This is a genomic window from Duganella sp. CT11-25, from assembly GCF_047302815.1.
GTDB lineage: Bacteria > Pseudomonadota > Gammaproteobacteria > Burkholderiales > Burkholderiaceae_D > Rugamonas.
On record NZ_JBKBFD010000001.1, the window covers coordinates 1,744,416 to 1,763,387 of the forward strand.

The 18,972-nt window shown below is 65.8% G+C and carries 14 protein-coding genes; 9 read left to right on the forward strand and 5 right to left on the reverse strand.

Annotated elements, in window-relative coordinates:
- Positions 1 to 3 precede the first annotated feature (3 nt).
- The 3 genes from ACEN9F_RS07130 to ACEN9F_RS07140 form a co-directional block, all read right to left on the reverse strand.
- Positions 4 to 1,650 (reverse strand): tyrosinase family protein, encoded by a 1,647-nt coding sequence (locus ACEN9F_RS07130; protein ID WP_413419241.1) that lies wholly within the window; start codon positions 1,648 to 1,650, stop codon positions 4 to 6.
- Positions 1,651 to 1,951: 301 nt separating this feature from the next.
- Positions 1,952 to 2,965 carry an arabinogalactan endo-beta-1,4-galactanase gene (locus ACEN9F_RS07135; RefSeq protein ID WP_413419243.1) on the reverse strand — a complete coding sequence of 338 codons (1,014 nt, stop codon included), beginning with the start codon at positions 2,963 to 2,965 and terminating at the stop codon, positions 1,952 to 1,954.
- Positions 2,965 to 3,891 (reverse strand): Gfo/Idh/MocA family protein, encoded by a 927-nt coding sequence (locus tag ACEN9F_RS07140; protein ID WP_413419244.1) that lies wholly within the window; start codon positions 3,889 to 3,891, stop codon positions 2,965 to 2,967. The genes ACEN9F_RS07135 and ACEN9F_RS07140 overlap by 1 nt, the downstream gene beginning before the upstream one ends.
- Before the next feature lie 182 nt (positions 3,892 to 4,073).
- On the opposite strand from ACEN9F_RS07140, the gene ACEN9F_RS07145 reads away from it, so the two are divergent.
- The 7 genes from ACEN9F_RS07145 to ACEN9F_RS07175 all read left to right on the forward strand — a co-directional run bounded on the left by ACEN9F_RS07145 (position 4,074) and on the right by ACEN9F_RS07175 (position 14,398).
- Positions 4,074 to 6,215, forward strand: coding sequence for a putative bifunctional diguanylate cyclase/phosphodiesterase (locus ACEN9F_RS07145; protein WP_413419246.1), 2,142 nt, complete (start codon positions 4,074 to 4,076; stop codon positions 6,213 to 6,215).
- Between the two features lie 179 nt (positions 6,216 to 6,394).
- The gene (locus ACEN9F_RS07150; RefSeq protein WP_413419248.1) at positions 6,395 to 7,027 is read left to right on the forward strand and encodes a response regulator; all 633 of its coding nucleotides are present in this window, start codon (positions 6,395 to 6,397) and stop codon (positions 7,025 to 7,027) included.
- A 148-nt stretch (positions 7,028 to 7,175) separates the two neighbouring features.
- Positions 7,176 to 9,434: a TonB-dependent receptor gene (locus ACEN9F_RS07155; RefSeq protein WP_413419250.1), complete on the forward strand. Its 2,259-nt coding sequence runs from the start codon at positions 7,176 to 7,178 to the stop codon at positions 9,432 to 9,434.
- A gap of 9 nt (positions 9,435 to 9,443) precedes the next feature.
- Positions 9,444 to 10,148, forward strand: coding sequence for an ABC transporter ATP-binding protein (locus tag ACEN9F_RS07160; protein WP_413419252.1), 705 nt, complete (start codon positions 9,444 to 9,446; stop codon positions 10,146 to 10,148).
- Positions 10,108 to 11,592 (forward strand): DUF3526 domain-containing protein, encoded by a 1,485-nt coding sequence (locus tag ACEN9F_RS07165; RefSeq protein ID WP_413419254.1) that lies wholly within the window; start codon positions 10,108 to 10,110, stop codon positions 11,590 to 11,592. The genes ACEN9F_RS07160 and ACEN9F_RS07165 overlap by 41 nt, the downstream gene beginning before the upstream one ends.
- Positions 11,589 to 13,109: a DUF3526 domain-containing protein gene (locus ACEN9F_RS07170; RefSeq protein ID WP_413419256.1), complete on the forward strand. Its 1,521-nt coding sequence runs from the start codon at positions 11,589 to 11,591 to the stop codon at positions 13,107 to 13,109. Before ACEN9F_RS07165 ends, ACEN9F_RS07170 begins: the two co-directional genes overlap by 4 nt.
- Positions 13,106 to 14,398, forward strand: coding sequence for an aminotransferase class V-fold PLP-dependent enzyme (locus ACEN9F_RS07175; RefSeq protein WP_413419258.1), 1,293 nt, complete (start codon positions 13,106 to 13,108; stop codon positions 14,396 to 14,398). The genes ACEN9F_RS07170 and ACEN9F_RS07175 overlap by 4 nt, the downstream gene beginning before the upstream one ends.
- Here the strand turns inward: ACEN9F_RS07175 and ACEN9F_RS07180 are convergent, their stop codons facing one another.
- On the reverse strand, positions 14,399 to 14,905 hold the full coding sequence (locus ACEN9F_RS07180; protein WP_413419260.1) for a hypothetical protein: 507 nt from the start codon (positions 14,903 to 14,905) through the stop codon (positions 14,399 to 14,401).
- 151 nt (positions 14,906 to 15,056) lie between these two features.
- Here ACEN9F_RS07180 and ACEN9F_RS07185 point away from each other — a divergent pair, with 151 nt between their 5' ends.
- A complete protein-coding gene (locus ACEN9F_RS07185; RefSeq protein ID WP_413419262.1) occupies positions 15,057 to 16,061 on the forward strand; it encodes an OmpA family protein in 1,005 nt (334 codons plus the stop codon).
- Between the two features lie 352 nt (positions 16,062 to 16,413).
- Positions 16,414 to 17,856 carry a pectate lyase family protein gene (locus tag ACEN9F_RS07190; protein WP_413419264.1) on the forward strand — a complete coding sequence of 481 codons (1,443 nt, stop codon included), beginning with the start codon at positions 16,414 to 16,416 and terminating at the stop codon, positions 17,854 to 17,856.
- 4 nt (positions 17,857 to 17,860) lie between these two features.
- On the opposite strand, the gene ACEN9F_RS07195 is transcribed toward ACEN9F_RS07190, so the two are convergent.
- Entirely contained in the window at positions 17,861 to 18,934 is a 1,074-nt protein-coding gene (locus ACEN9F_RS07195; RefSeq protein WP_413419266.1) for a GGDEF domain-containing protein, read from the reverse strand.
- Between the last annotated feature and the right edge of the window lie 38 nt (positions 18,935 to 18,972).

Below are 18,972 nucleotides of genomic sequence, written 5' to 3' on the forward strand. Positions count from 1 at the left end.
GCCTTAGGCGATGACGCGCAGTTCAATCGGCTTGCCGGCCTTGAGCGGCGCGGCGGACTTGAACAAGGCCTTGGTTTGCGGCTGCACGCCCGGGGTCAGCGCAATGGTGCCGGTGCGCGTATGCAGGAACACGTGGAACTTCGCGGTCTGCTGCTGTTGGTCGCTCAGGCCGTTGAGCGGGAAGTGCGCCATCACGTCCGCATGGGTCAGGCAGTTGGCGCACTTGACCACGTTAAAACGGCTCAGCACGGCGCTGTGGCCAAGGTCGTGGCGGTACGGCTGGCCGTCCGCGCCGATCACCTCGGCATAGGCGCTCAACACGAACGAGCCCTGCACGGCGGTGCGATTGACGCCGCTGACATGCAGCTTCTTGACCGCCGAGATGTCGGCCGCCTTGAGCAGGCCCGACGGGATGCTGTCTTCGTCGAGCGAGCCGGCCTCGTAGGTGAAACCCAGCTGCGTCTCGATGTCGACGCAATCGAGCGAGGTATAGACGCTGCCGTCGGCTTTCCGGAACGGATGGAGCGGGCTCTCCAGGTCCAGCGTGGCGGCCGGACTGTAGCCCGGCGTCGGCCCCTGCGCATCGCTGGCGGCGGTGCCGGCGAAACCTTCGATGATGTTCAGTTCCCTGGTGGCCTCGTGGCGCTTCTGCCAGAGCCAGAACATGCGGTCGATATTACAGTGATGGAAGAAGAAGATGGGGTCCATCGCCGCCGTATTATTCTCGCCCATGTCGCCGTTGGCGCCGGCGATCTGGCCCGACTGGTGCTCCCCGCTCATATCCTTGAAGTCATAGCCGCCGACCGCCACGTGGACCGAATTGTGCGGACTTTCCAGCGAGGTGACCTTGCCCGGCATGATCGCATTCCATTGCGCGGCGGAGGTGGTGTTGGAGAACACCGTGTAGTTGGGGGCGTTCAGGCATTCCTGCAACTTGACATAAATGCCGTTGCGGCGCGGATGCGGATCTTCCGGCGTCGGCTTTGCGCCGCGCAGCCAGGCCCGCACATTGTCGTTCAGCAGGCTGACGTTGTCGGCGAAGTTGGGGAACTTCGCGTTGTGCCTGGCGGTCGCGGCGCGCGCCTCCTCGGTGCCCACCAGTCCCGACAGCGGATAGCGCACCACTTCATAGCCGGCCGGCTTTTCGTACAGGCGCTCATCGCTGCCCAGGTGGTCGCTCAACGCCACCGGCAGCACGAAGGAGCGCAGCGGATTGTCGATCAGCGCGCCGTCGAGCAAGAATTTTTCCTGCGTCAGCACGGATGGAATGCCGCCCTCCAGCGAGTGCGCATCGGACTCGTCCCAGTACGGCATCATCACGCCGGGCACGATGCTTTGCAGCGCCTCTTCCACCTTCAGCACGTACACGCGGTGCCAGGTCGGGAACAGCACGTTGCCGTGATTGCAGTAGCCACCCCAGTAGGCATAGATATCCTCCTGCGGCAGCGCGTCGACCGCCTGGCGGTACTGGAACGGCTCACCGTGATAGCCGCCCAGCCGGAAGAACGAGTGCTCGCTCTCGGGCGGCAATTCCTTGATGCCCTTCCAGGCGCGCATCAGGTCTTCCAGCGGCTGCTTGATGCCGTTGTCGTAGTCGGCCTGCAGGGCGGAAATCGAGCGGCGCTTGCGCAGATGGGGGGCGGTAGTCATGTTGTCCTCCGGAATGGATGAATAGATTTTCGAAACGCCAATCTATTCCTCCGGAAAGCACAGTGTCAATTTTCCAACACTTATAGAAAAGTGACAATGTGTGCTTATTCGAAACAACGCTGCGGGATATCCTCTAGCCTCCTCCTGTCTCGCCTTGCGTCGGCGCTATCGACGCGCACGCGGGAGCCCCCTTCGCCTGCGACATGCATGGCGCGACCGGGACGGCGGCGCGGGCAGGTCCAAGCCAAAAGAAAGTGTGTCATTCCGGCACAGGCTATAGCACAAACGTGCTACACGACGGCTACTCGCGGAAAGCGTCCATCATCGCGGTCGGCTTGCCGTTGCGGTCGAAGGCGCCCATCGGATAGCGCTTCCAGTCGTAGGCCTGCGGTTCCCAGTAGAATACGCCGATGCCCTTGCCGTTGTCGACCGCGCGGGTCTTGGCGATCAAGTCGGCGATGATGGCCTTGCCCTGAGGGTGGTCCCACGGCGCGCCGACTTCGGCCAGCATCACCGGTGTGCCATAGCGCGCGCTGACGTCGTTCATGTTGGCCAGGCAGGCGGCGGTGGCGGCTTGCCAGCCGATGCCCTCGGCCGTGGTGGGATAGGACGATGCGCCGATCACGTCGAACTTGCCGCCGTTGGCCCGCAAGCCGTCGAAGTTGGCGCGGAACCGCGGGTTGTCGTGGCAATTGTCGACGTGGACGATCACCAGCGCCTGCGGGAACACCTGCTTGACTGCGTCATAGCCGCTGGCGACAAAGCGCGCATAGTTCTTCATGCCGGTGGCGGTGGCGCCTTCCGGCCACAGCATGCCGTTGGTGGTTTCGTTGCCGACCTGCACCCACTCCGGCGCTATCCCGGCTTCGCGCAGGGCCGCCAGCGTGGTGCGCGTGTGGTCGGCCACGGCGGCGGCCAGCTGGTCGACCGTATAGTCCTTCCACGCGGCCGGCTTGAACTGCTTGCCCGGATCGGCCCAGTTGTCGCTGTAGTGGAAGTCGATCATCAGCCGCATGCCGGCCGCCTTGACACGGCGGGCCTTGGCCAGCACGTCCCGCAGGCCGTTGTAGCCGTCGGCCGGATGTACCCACACGCGCAGGCGCACCGAGTCCATGCCCTGCCGCTTGAGGATGGCCAGCAGGTCCTGCCGCCCGCCGTCCCGGTCCAGGAACGGCCGTCCGGCCGCCTCCATTTCCGAGATCCAGCTGATGTCGGCGCCCTTGGCGAAGCCGCCGGCATGCGCGGACGTGTGGGCGGCAGCGGCAAGCAGCAGGCCGGCGAACAGCGCACCGGCGCGGGAGGCGGCCTTGCGCATCAGTCGTGGAAGGCGTCGACCACCTTGCGGCGGCCCAGCATGAAGGCGTCGGCCACATGGCGCAGCGGGGCGACGTCGACATCCGAACGGCCGGCCTTGACCAGCGCGGCGAACTGGCGGTACAGCGACGGGTATTCCGCCTCCTTGTCCAGCGGCTGCTCCTCGCCGCCGATCCACAGGCGCGCGCCGCCGTCGCTCAGCTTGACCTGGCCCTTGGCCGTGTCGACAATGATGTCCCAGCTTTGCTTGCCGGTCTGGCGCCAGTCGAATTCCGCGTGCACGCGCAGCGCGCCGGCATCCTGGAAATGCAGGTCGGCGGCGATCGGCGCATCGCGGTTCTCCGGGAATTCCAGGCTGGCGCTGGCGAGGAAGACCGGCGCCGGCAGGATTTCGGTGACGATGGACAGCGCGTTGATGCCCGGATCGAACACGCCCAGGCCGCCGGCCTGCCAGATCCAGTCCTGGTTGGGATGCCAGTGGCGCACGTCCTCCTTCCAGATCACGTGCATGCTGGATGGCGCGTTGGCGGCCAGGTAGGCCTTGGCTGGCTGCACCGCCGGCGCGTAGCGCGAGTGCCAGCTGGTAAACAGCGTCAGTCCCTTGGAGGCGGCCAGCGCTTCCAGGTCCGCCACCTCCGACAGCGTGGCGCCGGGCGGCTTTTCCAAGAACACGTGCTTGCCGGCCGTCAGCGCCGCGTGCGCGGCCGCATGGCGGTATTGCGGCGGCATGCACAGCGACACGGCGTCGATGTCCGGCACGGCGGCCAGCATTGCTTCGATCGAGGTGAACCCCGGCAAGCCTTCGACCGTGTTGTTGCGGCTGGCCGACGCCACCAATGCGTAGTCGGGATTGGCCGCGATCGCCGGCAGGTGCTGGTCATGAACGATTTTGCCCACGCCTACGATAGCAAGTTTAATAGCTGACATCTTGGTTCTTTCATAAAAATGGTGCGCGACTGTATATGCTAAAGGCATCGCCGCCGCAGGACCAATCACTTTTATCGCGGTAAACATATCGAAACCGCATGGGGAGGCGGACTTTTCCGTCTGCTGAACCATAAACCCGGGCGCCGGTCCAACGTCTACGACTGGCCTCACCGGGAAACATCATGGACAATCAGAAGGATCAACATCAGGAGCCGCGGCAGGAAAAGGAGCAGCAGCCGGAACGGAATGCGACGCCGCAAGCGTGGGAGGAATCTGCGCTGCTGCGCACCACCACACTGGGTGTGATCACCAAATTCCTGCCCGGCGCCTTTTATGTGATCGACCGGGACGGCCATTTCGTACTCTGGAACAGCAACCTGGAGCAGGTCACCGAGATGACCCCGCAACAGCTGCGGACCGCCTATGCGCCCGACCTGTTCGCCGAAAGCGATCGCCCCGTCATCGAACAAAGAATGCATGCGGTGCTTGACGACAACGAGGAGGTCGTACTGGAAGCCAACCTGGTCAGCCGCCACGGCAAGGTCAGCTCCTATCTGCTCTCCGGCGCCCGCATCGAATGCAACAACAATGCCTACCTGTGCGGCATCGGCCTGGACCAGACAGAGCGGCGCCAGCAGGAGCGGCTGCTGCAGCTGCGCGAACGCGCCCTGCACGCCGCCAGCAACGGCATCGTCATCACGCGCTGCGCCGGCAAGGATAACCCGATCGAGTACGTCAACCCGGCCTTCGAGCGCATCACCGGCTACAGCGCCGCCGAGGCGATGGGCCGCGATTCCCGCTTCATGGCCGCGCCAGGCCTGGACGACGACGAGCGCGCCCAGCTGCGCGACGCCATCAGCGAGCGGCGCGAGGTCAACGTCATCTTCCGCAACCTGCGCAAGGACGGCACGCTGTTCTGGAACGAGTTGTCGATCACGCCGGTGCTCGACGAACACGGCGTGGCCACCCACTACATCGGCGTCATCAACGACGTCACCGCCGTCAAGCAGCGCACCTCGCACCTGGAGCACCGGCTCAACCACGATCCGCTGACCAGCCTGGCCAACCGCAACCTGCTGTGGGACCGGCTGGAACAGGCGCTGCATGTCGCCCAGCGCAACAAGACACTGGTGGCGACCATCCTGATCGACCTGAACCAGTTCAAGCTGATCAACGACACCTTCGGCCACGAGGCCGGCGACATGGTGCTGACCTCGGTGGCCAAGCGCATGCAGGCGTCGGTGCGCGAGACCGACACCGTGGCGCGCCTGAGCGGCGACGAATTCGTGCTGGTGCTGGCCAACCAGCCGTCGCTGCGCTACACGCTGCGCATGATCGACCGCCTGCGCGACGGCCTGTCCAAGCCGATCTCCTTCAACGGCAGCGAAATCCCGGTCGGCGCCAGCATGGGGGTGAGCGTCTATCCGCACGACGGCGACGCCGCCATCGACCTGGTCAAATCGGCCGACATCGCCATGTACCACGCCAAGTCCACCGGCAAGAGCGACGTGCATTTCTACTCGGCGGACATGAAGTCCAGCTCGGACGCCAAGCGCAAGTTCGAAGCCGAGATGCGGGCGGCGCTGGAGAACCAGGAATTTTTCCTGCTGTTCCAGCCGCGCCGGGGCGCCAGGAGCGGCACGTGCAACGGCGTCGAGGCCCTGCTGCGCTGGCGCCATCCGCGCCAGGGCATCCTGACGCCGGCCACCTTCATGCTGGAGGCCGAGGAGAACGGCATGGTGCGCCCCATCGGCCAACGGGTGTTCGAGCTGGTCACCCGCTTCATGGCCGACATGCGCGACAGCGGCCACCCCGACCTGCTGGTGTCGGTCAATACCGGCTACCGCGAATTCAGCGAGCAGAATTACATCGGCAATATCTGCCGCCGGCTCGGCGATCTCAATCTCCCCACCCACAACCTGGAGCTGGAAATGAGCGAAAGCAGCCTGCTGCGCAATCCCCAGCTCAGCCGGGGGCTGACGCGGCAGATGCACGATGCCGGCATCCGCCTGTCGCTGGACGACTTCGGCGACGGCTTGAGCAGCTTGAGCAGCCTGCCGGACCTGGCCCCCAGCCACCTGAAAGTCAACCAGGCGGCGGTCAACGCGATCAGGCCTGCCGGCGACAGCGGCGTGCTGGCGCGCATGCTGATCGACATCGGCCACAGCCTCAACGTGCAAGTGGTCGGCGAAGGCGTGGAAACCGAGGAGCAGGCGGCCTTCCTGCGCGAGCACGGCTGCGACGAATTGCAGGGCAACTACGTCAGCTCGCCGCTCGCCGCCAGCGCGCTGAAGCAGTTGCTGGAGGCGGCGCCGCAGGCTTAGCACATGCACGGCAGGGGCCGCGCGATTGAAATAGTCATGGACGGTTTGATCAATTCGGATCATGGTGTCGGACTCTCCGGCCCATTCTTTCACGAGCACGCCTGTCTCTTGCGGGCGCAACCAAGGCCTCAGATGAAACGCTGACGCCCGGAACCCGATTCCGGGCGGCCAAGGCACGAATGATTAAATTATTGATCGCCGACGACCACGCCCTGCTGCGTGAGGGGCTGGCGCGCTTGTTCGGCGCTGTCGCCGACATCGAACTGGTCGGCGAAGCCAAGGATGGGGCGCAGGTATTGCGCCGGACCGCCGAGGGCGGCATCGATGTGCTGCTGCTGGACCTGTGCATGCCGGGCCTGTCCGGGATAGACCTGATCCGGGAAATCCGCAGCGCCGCGCCCGCCCTGCCCATCCTGGTCCTGAGCATGCATGAAGAGTCGCAGTTCGCGCTGCGCGCCATCCGCGCCGGCGCCCAGGGCTACCTGTGCAAGGACAGCGACTTCGAACACATCCTGGCCGCGGTCCGCCGGCTCGCCGCCGGCCGGCTCTACCTGAGCCCCGGCGTCGCCGAGCAGCTGGCCTGGGACGCCATGCAGCCCGACACCGCGCTGGCGCATACGCAGCTGTCGATCCGCGAGCACGAGGTGTTCCAGTTGCTGGTGGAGGGAAAGTCGATCGGCGAGATATCGGGCCTGCTCGACCTGAGCGTCAAGACGGTCAGCACCCACAAGGCACGCATCATGCACAAGATGCGCATGACCTCCCTGTCCGAGATGGTGCAATACGCCGTCGCCTATCAGCTGCTGCCCTGACCCCGGCCGGCACCACCGGCAATCACTAATGCAAGAATGTTGCATTAACAACCGATCGCCGCTATTATGCAAGTCAGTTGCAATAAATCCTGCGCTTGCGCATCCACTCGTAGACCACTTCAACGCCATGAAAACAACCATACGGCCTATGGCCGCAGCCATCGCGCTCGCCCTCTCGGCGGGCATCCCCGTCCATGCGGAGGACGACGACGCCTCCCTGCAGACCGTGACGATCAGCAGCGCCCGCGGCACCGCCGCGCCGGAGCTGCCCGCCAACAGCATCGGCAAGACCCAGGAGGCGCTGCGCCAGCAGCAAAACATCTTCAATCCCGAGGATGCCCTGCGCAACCTGCCCAGCATGACGATCCGCAAGCGCTATAGCGGTGACCGCAACGCGCTGGTGGGCGGCCGCAGCTTCTCGACCACGCAGGCGCCGCGCGCGCTGGTGACGATGGACGGCTATTTGCTGTCCAACTTCCTCGGCCGCTTCGACGCGCCGCGCTGGAACATGATCGCGCCGGAGGAGATCGCGCGCGTCGACGTATTCTATGGCCCCTACTCCGCGCTCTACGCCGGCAACTCCATCGGCACCACGATCGCGGTCACGACCAGCCGCCCGACAAGCTTCTCGGGTTCCGTCAGGATGGCGATACAGGACCAGTCGTTCGACCAGTACGGCCTGAAAGACCACTACCGCAACTACCAGGGCTCGGCGCTGATCGGCGACAAGCTGGCCTCCGGCCTGTGGTACAAGCTGATGCTCAACCACCAGGACGCCACCAGCCAGCCGATGGGGTATTACACCGCCACCGCCAACGCGGCCGGCGCGTTCGCCGCGCCCGCAGGCGGCGCCGCAACGCCGGTCACCGGCGTGGTCTACGACAGCGGCCCGTTCGGCACCCGCCGCGCCATCTTCGGCGCCAACGCCGGCGCCATCGACCACACGCTGCAGAATACCGCCAAGGCCACTTTCGGCTACGACTTCAGCCCGAGCCTGAGCGCGGAAGGCTTTGCCGCCTGGTGGTCCAATGAAAGCGTCACGCGCAACCAGACCTTCCTGCGCGACGCCGCCGGCAACGCCGTGTGGTCGGGCCGCGTCAGCGACGGAGCGAACGTCTTCGTGCTGCCGGCCACCGCCTTCATTCCCTACATCCGCGACGAACGCCACGCGCAAGCCGGCCTGACGGTCAGGACCCGCAACCAGGGCGGCTGGAACACCAGCGTCTCCGCCAGCAGCTATCGCATCCTGGAAGACGTACAGCGTAACGCCGGCAGCGCCGACCCGCTGGCCGCCAGCGGCGGCGCCGGCAACGCCGTGGTGCGCGACGGCAGCGGCTTCAATGCCATCGATGCGCAAGCCAGCTATGCCGGCGGCGCGCATGCCGTCAGCATCGGCGCGCATGGCGACGACTACAGGCTGAAACAGGCCACCCGCCTGACAGCGGACTGGCGCAACGCCGGCGGCGCGGAGAGCCAGTTCGTCGGCGGCGAGACGCGCACGCTGGCGCTGTACGCACAGGATGCATGGCGCTTCGCGCCGCAATGGCAGGCGACCTTCGGCCTGCGCGCCGAATCGTGGCGGGCGCACGACGGCGTCCAGCGCGTGGCGCCGGCGACAGCGCAATACTATCCGGAGCGCAGCGAGCAGGCATGGTCGCCCAAGTTCTCGCTGGCCTGGGATGCGGCGGTGGACACCACCCTGCGCCTGTCGGCCGGACGCGGCACGCGCTTTGCCACCGTATCGGAACTGTTCCAGGGAACGGCGGCCGGCAGCAGCATCATCGTCAACGATCCCGATCTCAAGCCGGAGCGCTCGACCGCGCTGGAACTGATGGCCGAGCAGCGCTACCATCTGGGCAGCCTGCGCGCCGCGCTGTTCCAGGACGACGTGCGCAACACCATCTGGAGCCAGTTGAACCTGAACGTGTTCCCGAACGTGACCAATGTGCAGAACATCGGCCGGGTGCGCACGCGCGGCCTGGAGCTGGTGGGCCAACTGGACCGGCTCGGCATCCAGGGCTTGAGCGCCGAAGCCAATATCGCTTTCAGCAAATCGACCATCCTGGAGAACGACAACTACCTGCCGTCGCTGGGCAAGAACTGGACGCGGGTGCCGCGCGTGCGTTCCGCCACCACGCTGGTGTATGCGCCGGCCGACACCTGGAGCGCATCGGCGACCTACCGCTATTCCGGCGCGCAGTTCAATGAGATCACCAACAGCGACTACAACACCGACGTCTACGGCGCGGTGTCGCGCGTCAGCCAGCTCGACGTGCGGCTGCTGCTCAAGCCGGCCAAGGGAACCGAGGTCGCCATCGGCGTCGATAACCTGAACAACAACCGCGCCTACCAGTTGCACCCGTATCCGGGCCGCACGCTGTTCGGCGAAGTGCGCTATGCCTTCTGAGGAGCAGCCATGATACGCATCGAAAAACTGAGCAAGCGCTATGACGGCCGCACCGTGGTGGACGGCCTGGACCTGCACGTCAGCGGCGGCGAGATCTATGCGCTGCTGGGCCCCAACGGCGCCGGAAAATCCACCACCATCGGCTGCCTGCTGGGCTTCGTCGAGGCCGACGGCGGCAGCATCCGCCTGGCCGGCTCGCCGCTGCCGCCGGCGCGGGCGGCGGTCACGCATGCGGCCTACATCGCCGAGAACGTCGCGTTGTACGAACGGCTGACGGGCGTCGAGAACGTCGAGTTCTTCATGAAGCTGCTGGGTTTCAAGCCGGACCGCGGCGAGATCGAAACCCTGCTGGCGCGCGCCGGCCTGCCCGAACACGCCTGGCACCGCATGGCCCACGGCTACTCGAAAGGCATGCGGCAGAAGGTCGGCATCGTCATGGCGCTGGCCAAGGGTGCGAAGGTGCTGGTGCTGGACGAGCCGACCTCCGGCCTGGATCCTGAAGCCAGCGTCGCTTTCGGCGACCTGGTGCGCGATCTGGCCGACGACGGCGCGGCGGTATTGATGGCAACGCACGATCTGTTCCGCGCGCAGGAACTGGCGGACCGCTGCGGCATGCTGGTAGGCGGCCGACTGGCCGGTGAATGGAAACTGGGAGAACTGAATGCAGGCGAACTTGAACGCAACTACCTCGACATTCTCGCCCGCCGTGCTTGAGCGCCACGCCGGTCTGCGGCGCTGGACGCGAGCCTGCGCGGGCGCCTGGCAGGCCGACTGGCGCGAGCGCCGGCGCGACTGGCGCGTGTGGCTGGTGATCGGCGTCGGCCTGGCGCTGGCGGCATGCGCGGCGCTGCTGTCGTCGCTGGAGCTGCGCGCCACGCTGGACGCGCGCGCCGACGCGCAACAGGCGGAGCAGCAGCGCTGGTCCCGGCAAGGGAAGAAATATCCGCACGCTGCGGCCCACTACGGTGTGTACGTCTTCAAGCCCTTGTCGGCGCTGGCCGCGCTCGATCCCGGCATCGAGCGCTACGTCGGCGCCAGCGTCTGGCTGGAGGCACACAAGCAGAATGAGCTGGTGTACCGTCCGGCCAACGACGAACCGGGCGTCAATCGCCAGTTCCGTCTCAACCCGGCCTTCGTGCTGCAGGTGCTGGCGCCGATGGCGATGATCTTCCTCGGCTTCGGCATGTTCGCGGCGGAGCGCGAACGCGGCACGCTGGCGGCGCTGCGCATCAACGCCGCGCCGCTGAGCGCACTGGCATGCGCGCGCGGCGCGGTGCTGCTGTGTCTCGCGACGATCCTGGTGTTGCCGGCCTGCGTGGCGGTGGGCGTGCTGGAATGGACGCTGGACAGCCGCAGCCCGTTCAGCGACGGCGGGCCGCGCGCGGTCCTGTTTGCGCTGGGCTACCTGGTGTACCTGGGCACCTGGGCGGCGCTGATCGCCGGCGTCTCGGCATGGGCGTCCAACCTGCGCAGCAGCCTGGCCGTGCTGATCGGCCTGTGGGCAATCACCACGCTGGTGATACCGCGCACCGCCGTCGAACTGGCGCAACTGGCCGCGCCGCTGCCGACCATGCAGCACTTCCGCGCCAGCCTCGATGGCGCGCTCGGCATGCCGGACGATCCCGGGCAGGCCAGGCGCGACAAGGAGCAGCTGCTGCGCGAGTATGGCGTCGGCGATGTCAAGGACCTGCCGGTCAACTGGGCCGGCATCAGCCTGCAGCGCGGCGAGAAGCATGGCGACCATATCTTCGACCAGCACTATGGCCTGCTGTTCGACGCCATGCGCCGGCAGACGGCGGTGGCGGCGCTGGCCGGATGGCTGTCGCCATCGGTGGCGGCGGCCGGCTTGTCCAGTGCGGTGGCAGGCAGCGACACCGAGCATCACATCCAGTTCGTCCAAGGCGCAGAACAGCAGCGCCGCGCGATACAACTGGTGATGAACCAGGCGATCACCGAACACCGCGAGGTGAACGGCGTGCGCCACGACGGCGACCGCTCGCTGTGGGACAAGGTGCCGCCGTTCCGCTTCACGTTCAACCCGCTGGAGATGGGCAAGCTGCTATCGCGCCATCTGCTGCCTTTGTTGGCGCTTTTCCTGGCAAGCCTGGCGCTGTGCGCCACCGGCTTGCGCCATCTACGCAACGGAAATTTACGATGAAACAGATATTCACCCTGATCGCCTACGACTTGCGCAGCCAGCTGCGCGAGCGCGGCACGATCGTGCTGATGCTGGTCAGCCTCTTGCTGGCGGCCTTCGGCTTGTATGAAGGCGCGCGTTTCGACCGCCACAACCGCCAGGCTGTTGCGGCTGCGGCCAAGCAGGAAGTCCAGGCCAGGATCAACGCCAAGGCGCTGGCACAGCGCTACTTCGCCGATCCCGCGGCGCCGGAGTTCGCCGGCCTGCAGTGGTACAAGACGCCGGTGGACGTGCGCGGCTATGCGTTCCGCGAACACGTCGGCTTTGCCGGCAAGCCGGCGATGCCGGGCGCCGCGCTGGCCATCGGCCAGGCCGACCTGCTGCCGGCCTACGTCCGCGTGCGCGCCGAATCGATGGAATCGGTGCGCACCGCGCTGGAAATCGAGCATCCCGCGCTGCTGGCGGCGGGCCGCTTCGACCTGATGTTCTTCGTGGTCTACCTGTGGCCCTTGATACTGCTGGCACTGACGACCTCCGTGCTGACCCAGGACCGGGAAAGCCTGCGCCTGCGCGCCTTGCAGCTGCAAGGTGTGCGGCCGGGCCGCATGCTGGTGGCGCAGATCGTGGCGCGCGCATTGGCCGCCGCCGCCGTGCTGCTGGCCGCCTGCTTCATCGCTGCGCTGGCGCTGGGCGCGGTCAGCCCGGATGGCGCGGGCATCGCCGCGCTGCTCGCATGGAGCGGCGTGGTGCTGCTGTATTCCTTGTTCTGGGCGGCGGTCGCCATCGCCATCTGCGCCGTGTGCGGCAACCGCATGAGCGCGGCCTTTGCCGGCTTTGGCGCCTGGCTGGTACTGGCAATCCTGCTTCCCGGTGCGATGACGGCGGCGATCCAGCTCGGCGCCCCGGTGCCGCAGCGCGAACGCTACGTCCAGGCCATGCGCGACGCCGGCGACCAGGTCGCCGCGAACAAGCTCGACAGCCTGGCGCGCTTCTACGACAGCCATCCGGACTGGCGGCCGGCGACAGCGCTCGACAAGGTCTCGTCCAGCGTGACGCGGCTGCAGCGGGCGCAGGAACTGGAGCGGGTCATGGCCGGCGTGGACCGGCGGTTCGACCAGGCCAGGGAAAACCAGCAGCAGCTGTTCGAGCGGACGGTGGTGTTCAGCCCCGTCACCTTGGCCTATCAGGTGCTGGCTACCATCGCCGGCAACGACGGCGCGCGGCATCAGCGCTTCCTCGGCGAAGTCCAGCAGCACCAGCAGCGGCTGCGCGACTACTTCCAGCGGGTGATCCAGCTGTCGGCGCTGGGCGACGAGCGCAAGCCCTGCCCGGCGACCTGCCTGGACGGCTACGGCTTCCGCGATTTCGATCAGGTGCCGGCGTTTGCGCCCTCGCCCGCCTTGTCCGGCGTATCGGAATGGCGCGCGCAGCTGGTGTCGCTGCCGCTGTGGACGGCCGCCATGCTGGGGCTTGCGGCGCTGTTGCTGGCGAGGCCGTTTACAATAGTCTCAGCCCTCAACTCCAAGGACCGACCATGACAGATCCGCTGACTCGCCGCGCCTTCCTCCACGGCTCCGCCGTTGCCGCCCTCACCGCCACGCACAGCCTGGGGGCGCAAGCAGCTGTCCCCGCGCTGCCATCGACGCCCGCCGCGGCCGACGATGAGGCCTACTGGCGTTCGGTGGCCGGGCACTACGAGGTGAGCCGGGACTTCATCAATCTGGAGAATGCCTATTACGGCATCATGTCCAAGCCGGTGGCCGACGACTTCAAGCGCAACATCGATGTCCTTAACCGGGACAATTCCCGCCTGTTGCGCCAGGAATTCGATCGCGGCGGCATCGAGGCGATCCGCGTCCAGCTGGCGCAGCACCTGGGCGTGCCGGCCGACGAAATCGCGATCACGCGCGGCGCCACCGAGTCGCTGCAGAACCTGATCTCCAACTACAAGCTGTTGAAACAGGGCGACACCATCCTGTACGGCGACCTCGATTACGACGCCATGCAGTATGCGATGAACGACCTGGCCGAGCGACGCGGCGCGCGCGTGGAGGTGGTCCGCATCCCCGAGCCGGCGACGCGCCAGGCGGTGCTGGACGTGTATGAGCAGGCGCTGCGCGACAACCCGCGCACGCGGCTGCTGTTGTTGACCCATATCAGCCACCGCACCGGGCTGGTGTTCCCGGTCAACGAGATCACCAGCATGGCGCGGCAGCGCGGCGTCGATGTGATTCTTGATGTCGCACAGTCGTGGGGCCAGCTGGATTACCGCCTGCCAGACCTGCAGGCCGATTTCATCGGCGGCAACCTGCACAAGTGGATAGGCGCGCCGCTGGGCCTGGGCTTTATCTACATCCGCAAGACGCGGCTGGCGGACATCGGCGTGCATCTCGGCGACCGCGATTACGCCGTGACCGACATCCGCTCGCGGGTACATTCGGGCACGCTCAATGCGGCCAGCATCATGACGATCCCGAAGGCGCTGCAGCTGCATGCGCAGATCGGCGTCGCCGGCAAGGGTGCGCGCCTGCGCCACCTGCGCGACCATTGGGTGCGCCAGGCGCGGACGATCGCCAAGGTCGAGATCCTCGCGCCGGACACGCCCGGCATGTACGGCGCCGTCACCTCGTTCCGCCTGACGGGCCTGACCTCGCCCGAGCAGAACACCGCCCTCGCCCGGCGCCTGATGGATCAACACGGGATCTTCACCGTGGTGCGTCACGGCCCGATAGGCGGCAGCTGCATCCGCGTCACGCCGGCGCTGTTCACGCAACCGGCGCAGCTGGACAAGCTGGTCGTGGCGCTGCGGCAGATCGCAGCCGGCTGATCAGGGCTGCACTTTATGGTCCTCGGCCTGGGCCTCTTCCATCGCCGCCGGTTCGAGTTCTTCGGCCGAGCGGTTCAGGTGGACGAAGATGCCCCAGGCCGCCAGCAGCACGCCAACGCTGCATATCAGCGCGGCCACGTACCGCAATTCGCCAAGGTCTTCGTGCACCGCGTGGAAGGTCGCCACCAGACCTTCTATCCCCAGCGCCACCACGATGACCACGAAGAAGCGCGACAGGAAGCGCCGCACCCGGGTCGGCGCGCTGATGTCGGCATCGCGCACCACCTCTTCTTCGACGATGGTCTCGGCGATCTGCAGCGCCACCACGGCGGCGGCCAGGATGCCGATCGCCTCGATCACCTCCTGCGCGGCGGCCAGGTCGAAACCGCCGCTGGCCGCATGCCAGCCCATGCGCGCGCCGATGGCGATCAGGAACAGCGCGCCGCCGGTGAACAGCAGCGCGATCAGGGCGTGCACCACGCCAAAGGCCAGCATCAGTTTTTTCATTTCGCACCCGTCGAGGCAATACTTTGATTGTATGGCCCTATTTCCGTGCGTAATGTTCGGTACATAGCATATGGCGCACGGTTGAAAACAGGGTGGAAATGATTGCAATATTGACATAATATTGTGACATCATTGAACCTGAAGGATAGACATGCGTGCATACCAGTTACTCGCCTTGGCGCTCTGCGCCGGACTGGCGCCACTTGCCCACGGCGAGATGCCGGCCAAGGACACGGTCAAGGGCGGCCAGGACCATGCCTTGCTGTCGCGCTTTGACGGCGCCCGGATGGTCGGCTACGAGGTCAGGCAGTTCGACGAAGTGACGTTACCGGCGGGTAAGCGCATCGACAACAAGAACAACCAGCCGGCGTTCGACAACGCGCTGCAGCTGGAAGGCAAGTACACCCGCATCGCTTATAACTTCCCCAAGGAGCGCTCCTCGCTCGAAGTGATGCGCAACTACCAGGCCGCACTGGAGAAGGCCGGGTTGAAGCCGGTGTTCTCCTGCGCCAAGGAAACCTGCGGCGTGAATTTCGGCGAATTCTGGCTGGATAAACGCCTCGGGGATAATTTCATTCAAGGCAGTTCCGACTATCACAGTCCGTTCAACTACGGCCGGATGGAGCCGCGCTACCTGCTGGCCAAGGGCGTCACCAAGGACGGCATGCCGGTTCACGTGGCGGTGTACGCCACCGCGCCGGTACAGAACCAGAACGGCGGCGTGTATCTGGAAATCGTCGAAGGCAAGGCCATGGAGGGCGGCAAGGTCAGCGCCAGCCTGGACGCCGCCGGCATGGCCAAGGGCATCGCGGCAGAGGGCAAGGTGGCGGTGTACGGCGTCTACTTCGACACCGGCAAGGCCGAAGTCAAACCCGAATCGAAAGCCGCGCTGGCCGAGATGTCCAAGCTGCTGCAGCAGGACGCGCAACTGAAGGTGTATGTCGTCGGCCATACCGACAACCAGGGCGTGCTGGCGCAGAATATCGAGCTGTCGCAAAAACGCGCGGAGGCGGTCGTCAAGGCGCTGTCCGCCGACTACAGGATCGACGCCAGGCGCCTGAGCGCCAAAGGCGTGGCCTCGTATGCGCCGGTGGCATCGAACGACGCCGACGCCGGCCGCCAGCTGAACCGCCGGGTGGAGCTGGTCAAGCAATAAGATTGAAGACGGCAAGATTGTTTATTGCATATTTTTTTCTTCAGGACTAATATTGATCCATCGTCGCCGACCGGCGCCGATATTGGACCTGCGCGAACTCGGCGACACCGCCCTCTTCGCTAAGGCGACAGGTACGCAAGGTGCCTGTTTCAGCCATCGCAGTCGGATGCTGAATTATTGATCCGTCCCCCAGTTGGAAAATGTCCGCCACGGTCGCGCCACCCGCTCCCCGCCGGCTGACATTCGCGTCGGTTTTTTCTCTGGAAGCCGATATGGCATTGCCGCGCGCAAGGCCCCGACACGCCGGTACGGATCGTAAACAACCTATCGTGATTTTCTAATGGAGACAACCATGAAACATCTCGTACTCGCCGCCAGCCTGCTGGCTTCCTTCGCCCAAGCCGCCACCATCGACGCCAAGACCTTCGTCGGCGCCAGCACGCCCCTGCAAACAGCCCCATACGGCATCCGCAATTATTCCGCGCCGGTCCTGGTGGACGGCCTGCACGCCCCCGCCAACTACATGGCCGCGCCCAGGCTGCCGGTGTGGCGGTTCGCCGCCGCCGACCCGACCGGCGGCGTGCTCACCTTCGAGCGCGACGCCGCGCCCGCCAACGGCTGGCATGCGTGGACCCGCAAGGGGCAGGTGCTGGTGACCGGCGGCGGGTCCGCCATCGCCAACCGCGTCTATACCGTCTACAACGGCCAGCAGCTGGTGGCCGCCATCCAGGAAGCCGGCAACGAACCGAAGATCATCCGCGTCATCGGCCATATCGATTTGCGCTGGAGCCAGAACAACACGGTGTTCCGCGAATACACCAGCTATTCCGACCAAAAATATGGCGGCTCGATCAGCCTGCCGTCCAACACGACGCTGGTCGGCATCAACGACGCCCAGGGCCGGCCGGCGCGCATCACCGGCACCGCGCTGCTGATCGGCGGCGAACTGGCGCTGACCGCCGGCGCCGATCCCGATAGCGACTTCAAGAAGTGGATTGCGGACGGCAAGGATGGCGACGACTATCCGACCTGGACCCGCAACGTCATCGTGCGCAACCTGGCGCTCGATACGCCGTGGGACGTCAATCCCGAAGACTCGGGCAACGCCTACGCCGACGGCATCACCGTCTCGCGCGGGCAGAACATCTATCTCGACCACCTGACCATCGGCGACGGCGACACGCCCGACTCGCTGGCCACCGGCGCGTACACCACCCGCCACGACGGCGCGCTCGACGTGGTGCGCGGCAGCGACTACGTCACCATCGCCAACAGCTATTTCACCAACCACCACAAGACCACGCTGGTGGGCAATGGCGACAGCGGCCGCGCCTGGAGCGACGCCGGCCGGCTGCACGTGACCTTCGCCGGCAACTGGTGGGACGGCGCCACCACGCGCCTGCCGTTGAACCGCTTTGGCCAGGTGCATTTGTTTAACAACCTGGTCACCGGCAGCGTCACGACCACCAACAGCGACATCAAGTTTGAAAGCGGCACCGACGCCCGCTACCAGTCGAACATGCTGCTGCAGAATAACTACTACAACATCACCGGTCTCAAGCTGGCCGAGTTCTGCGGCAAGGCCATCAAGGGCAAGAGCTTCATCGGCTTCCGCTCGTCCGGCCACATCTTCACCAGCGACAAGTCCGGCACCAGCGCGGTCGACGGCCAGTGCGGCTATGCGCTGCCGGCCGCCGCCGACCTGTGGACGCCGCCGTATGCCTACACGCTGCAAACGGCGACGGCGACGCTGACGGCGGTGCCGGCCAGCGCCGGCGCCGGCAAGCTGAACTAGCGGATCAGAACAGGGTGATGCTGCCGGATTCCACCTCCTCCAGCACGCCCTTGGCCAGCAGCGTATCGTAGTGGAGGACGCAGTTGCGGCCGGATTTCTTGGCCTCGTACATGGCCCGGTCCGCCCGCTCCAGCACGGACTTGGGCAGCACCGTGGTCGATACCATGCTGAAGCCGCCGCTCAGGCTCACCTGCCCCACCTGCGGATACTTGTACTGGCACACCGCCTTGCGCAGCCGTTCGAACAGCTGCGTGGCGGTCTCAAGGTCGCGCGCCTCGACGATGGTGATGAATTCCTCGCCGCCGTAGCGGAACAGCAGGTCGGTGCGGCGCAGCGTCTTGCCCAGCACGCGCGACACCAGCAGCAGGATCTCGTCGCCGATCACGTGGCCGTACTGGTCGTTGATCTTCTTGAAATTGTCGATGTCCAGCACCCCCAGCCAGTAGCAATCGTGCGCCGGCAAGGCCGGCAACTGCGCCATCACGGCGTTGGCGTGCAGCTGCGCCGACAGCTCCTCCCACAGGCGGTCCAGGCTGATTTCCATGGCATAGCGGTTGTGCAGGCCGGTCAGGCGGTCGCGCTGGCTGGAGTCCAGCAAGGCGTAATAGTTGGAATACACCAGCAGCACGCCGGTCACCACCGCCTCCTCCATCGGCGTCAGGTTGCGCTGCCGCTCGAAGATCAGGTAGCCGCTTTGCTGGTCGCCGCTGCGCAGGGGATAGCAAAAGATCAGGCGCTCCTCGCGCTGCCGGTGGCAGGCGTGCCCCAGCAGGCGCACGTTGTCGATCAACTCACTGACATGCTCGGCGATGTTGGTTTCATTGCGGATCGCGTCGATACGCTCCGAGATGCGTTCGGCGCCGTCGCTGCCGCGCGTTCCGGTGCGCGAATGGTGCAGGATATGGGTGATCTGGTGCTGGCTGTTGGTGCGGTACAACGACGTTTCCAGCACCCCGAGGATGGGCGCCAGAGTACGCAACAGGCTCTGTTCCACCAGTTGGGTATCCCTGATGGCGGTAATAACGCCCAGCTTCTTCAGCATGCTGGGCAACGGCGAAGCCGCACGCTCGGTTGGCATTGCATAATCTCCAAAATCGATGAACCGGCGGCTCAGTC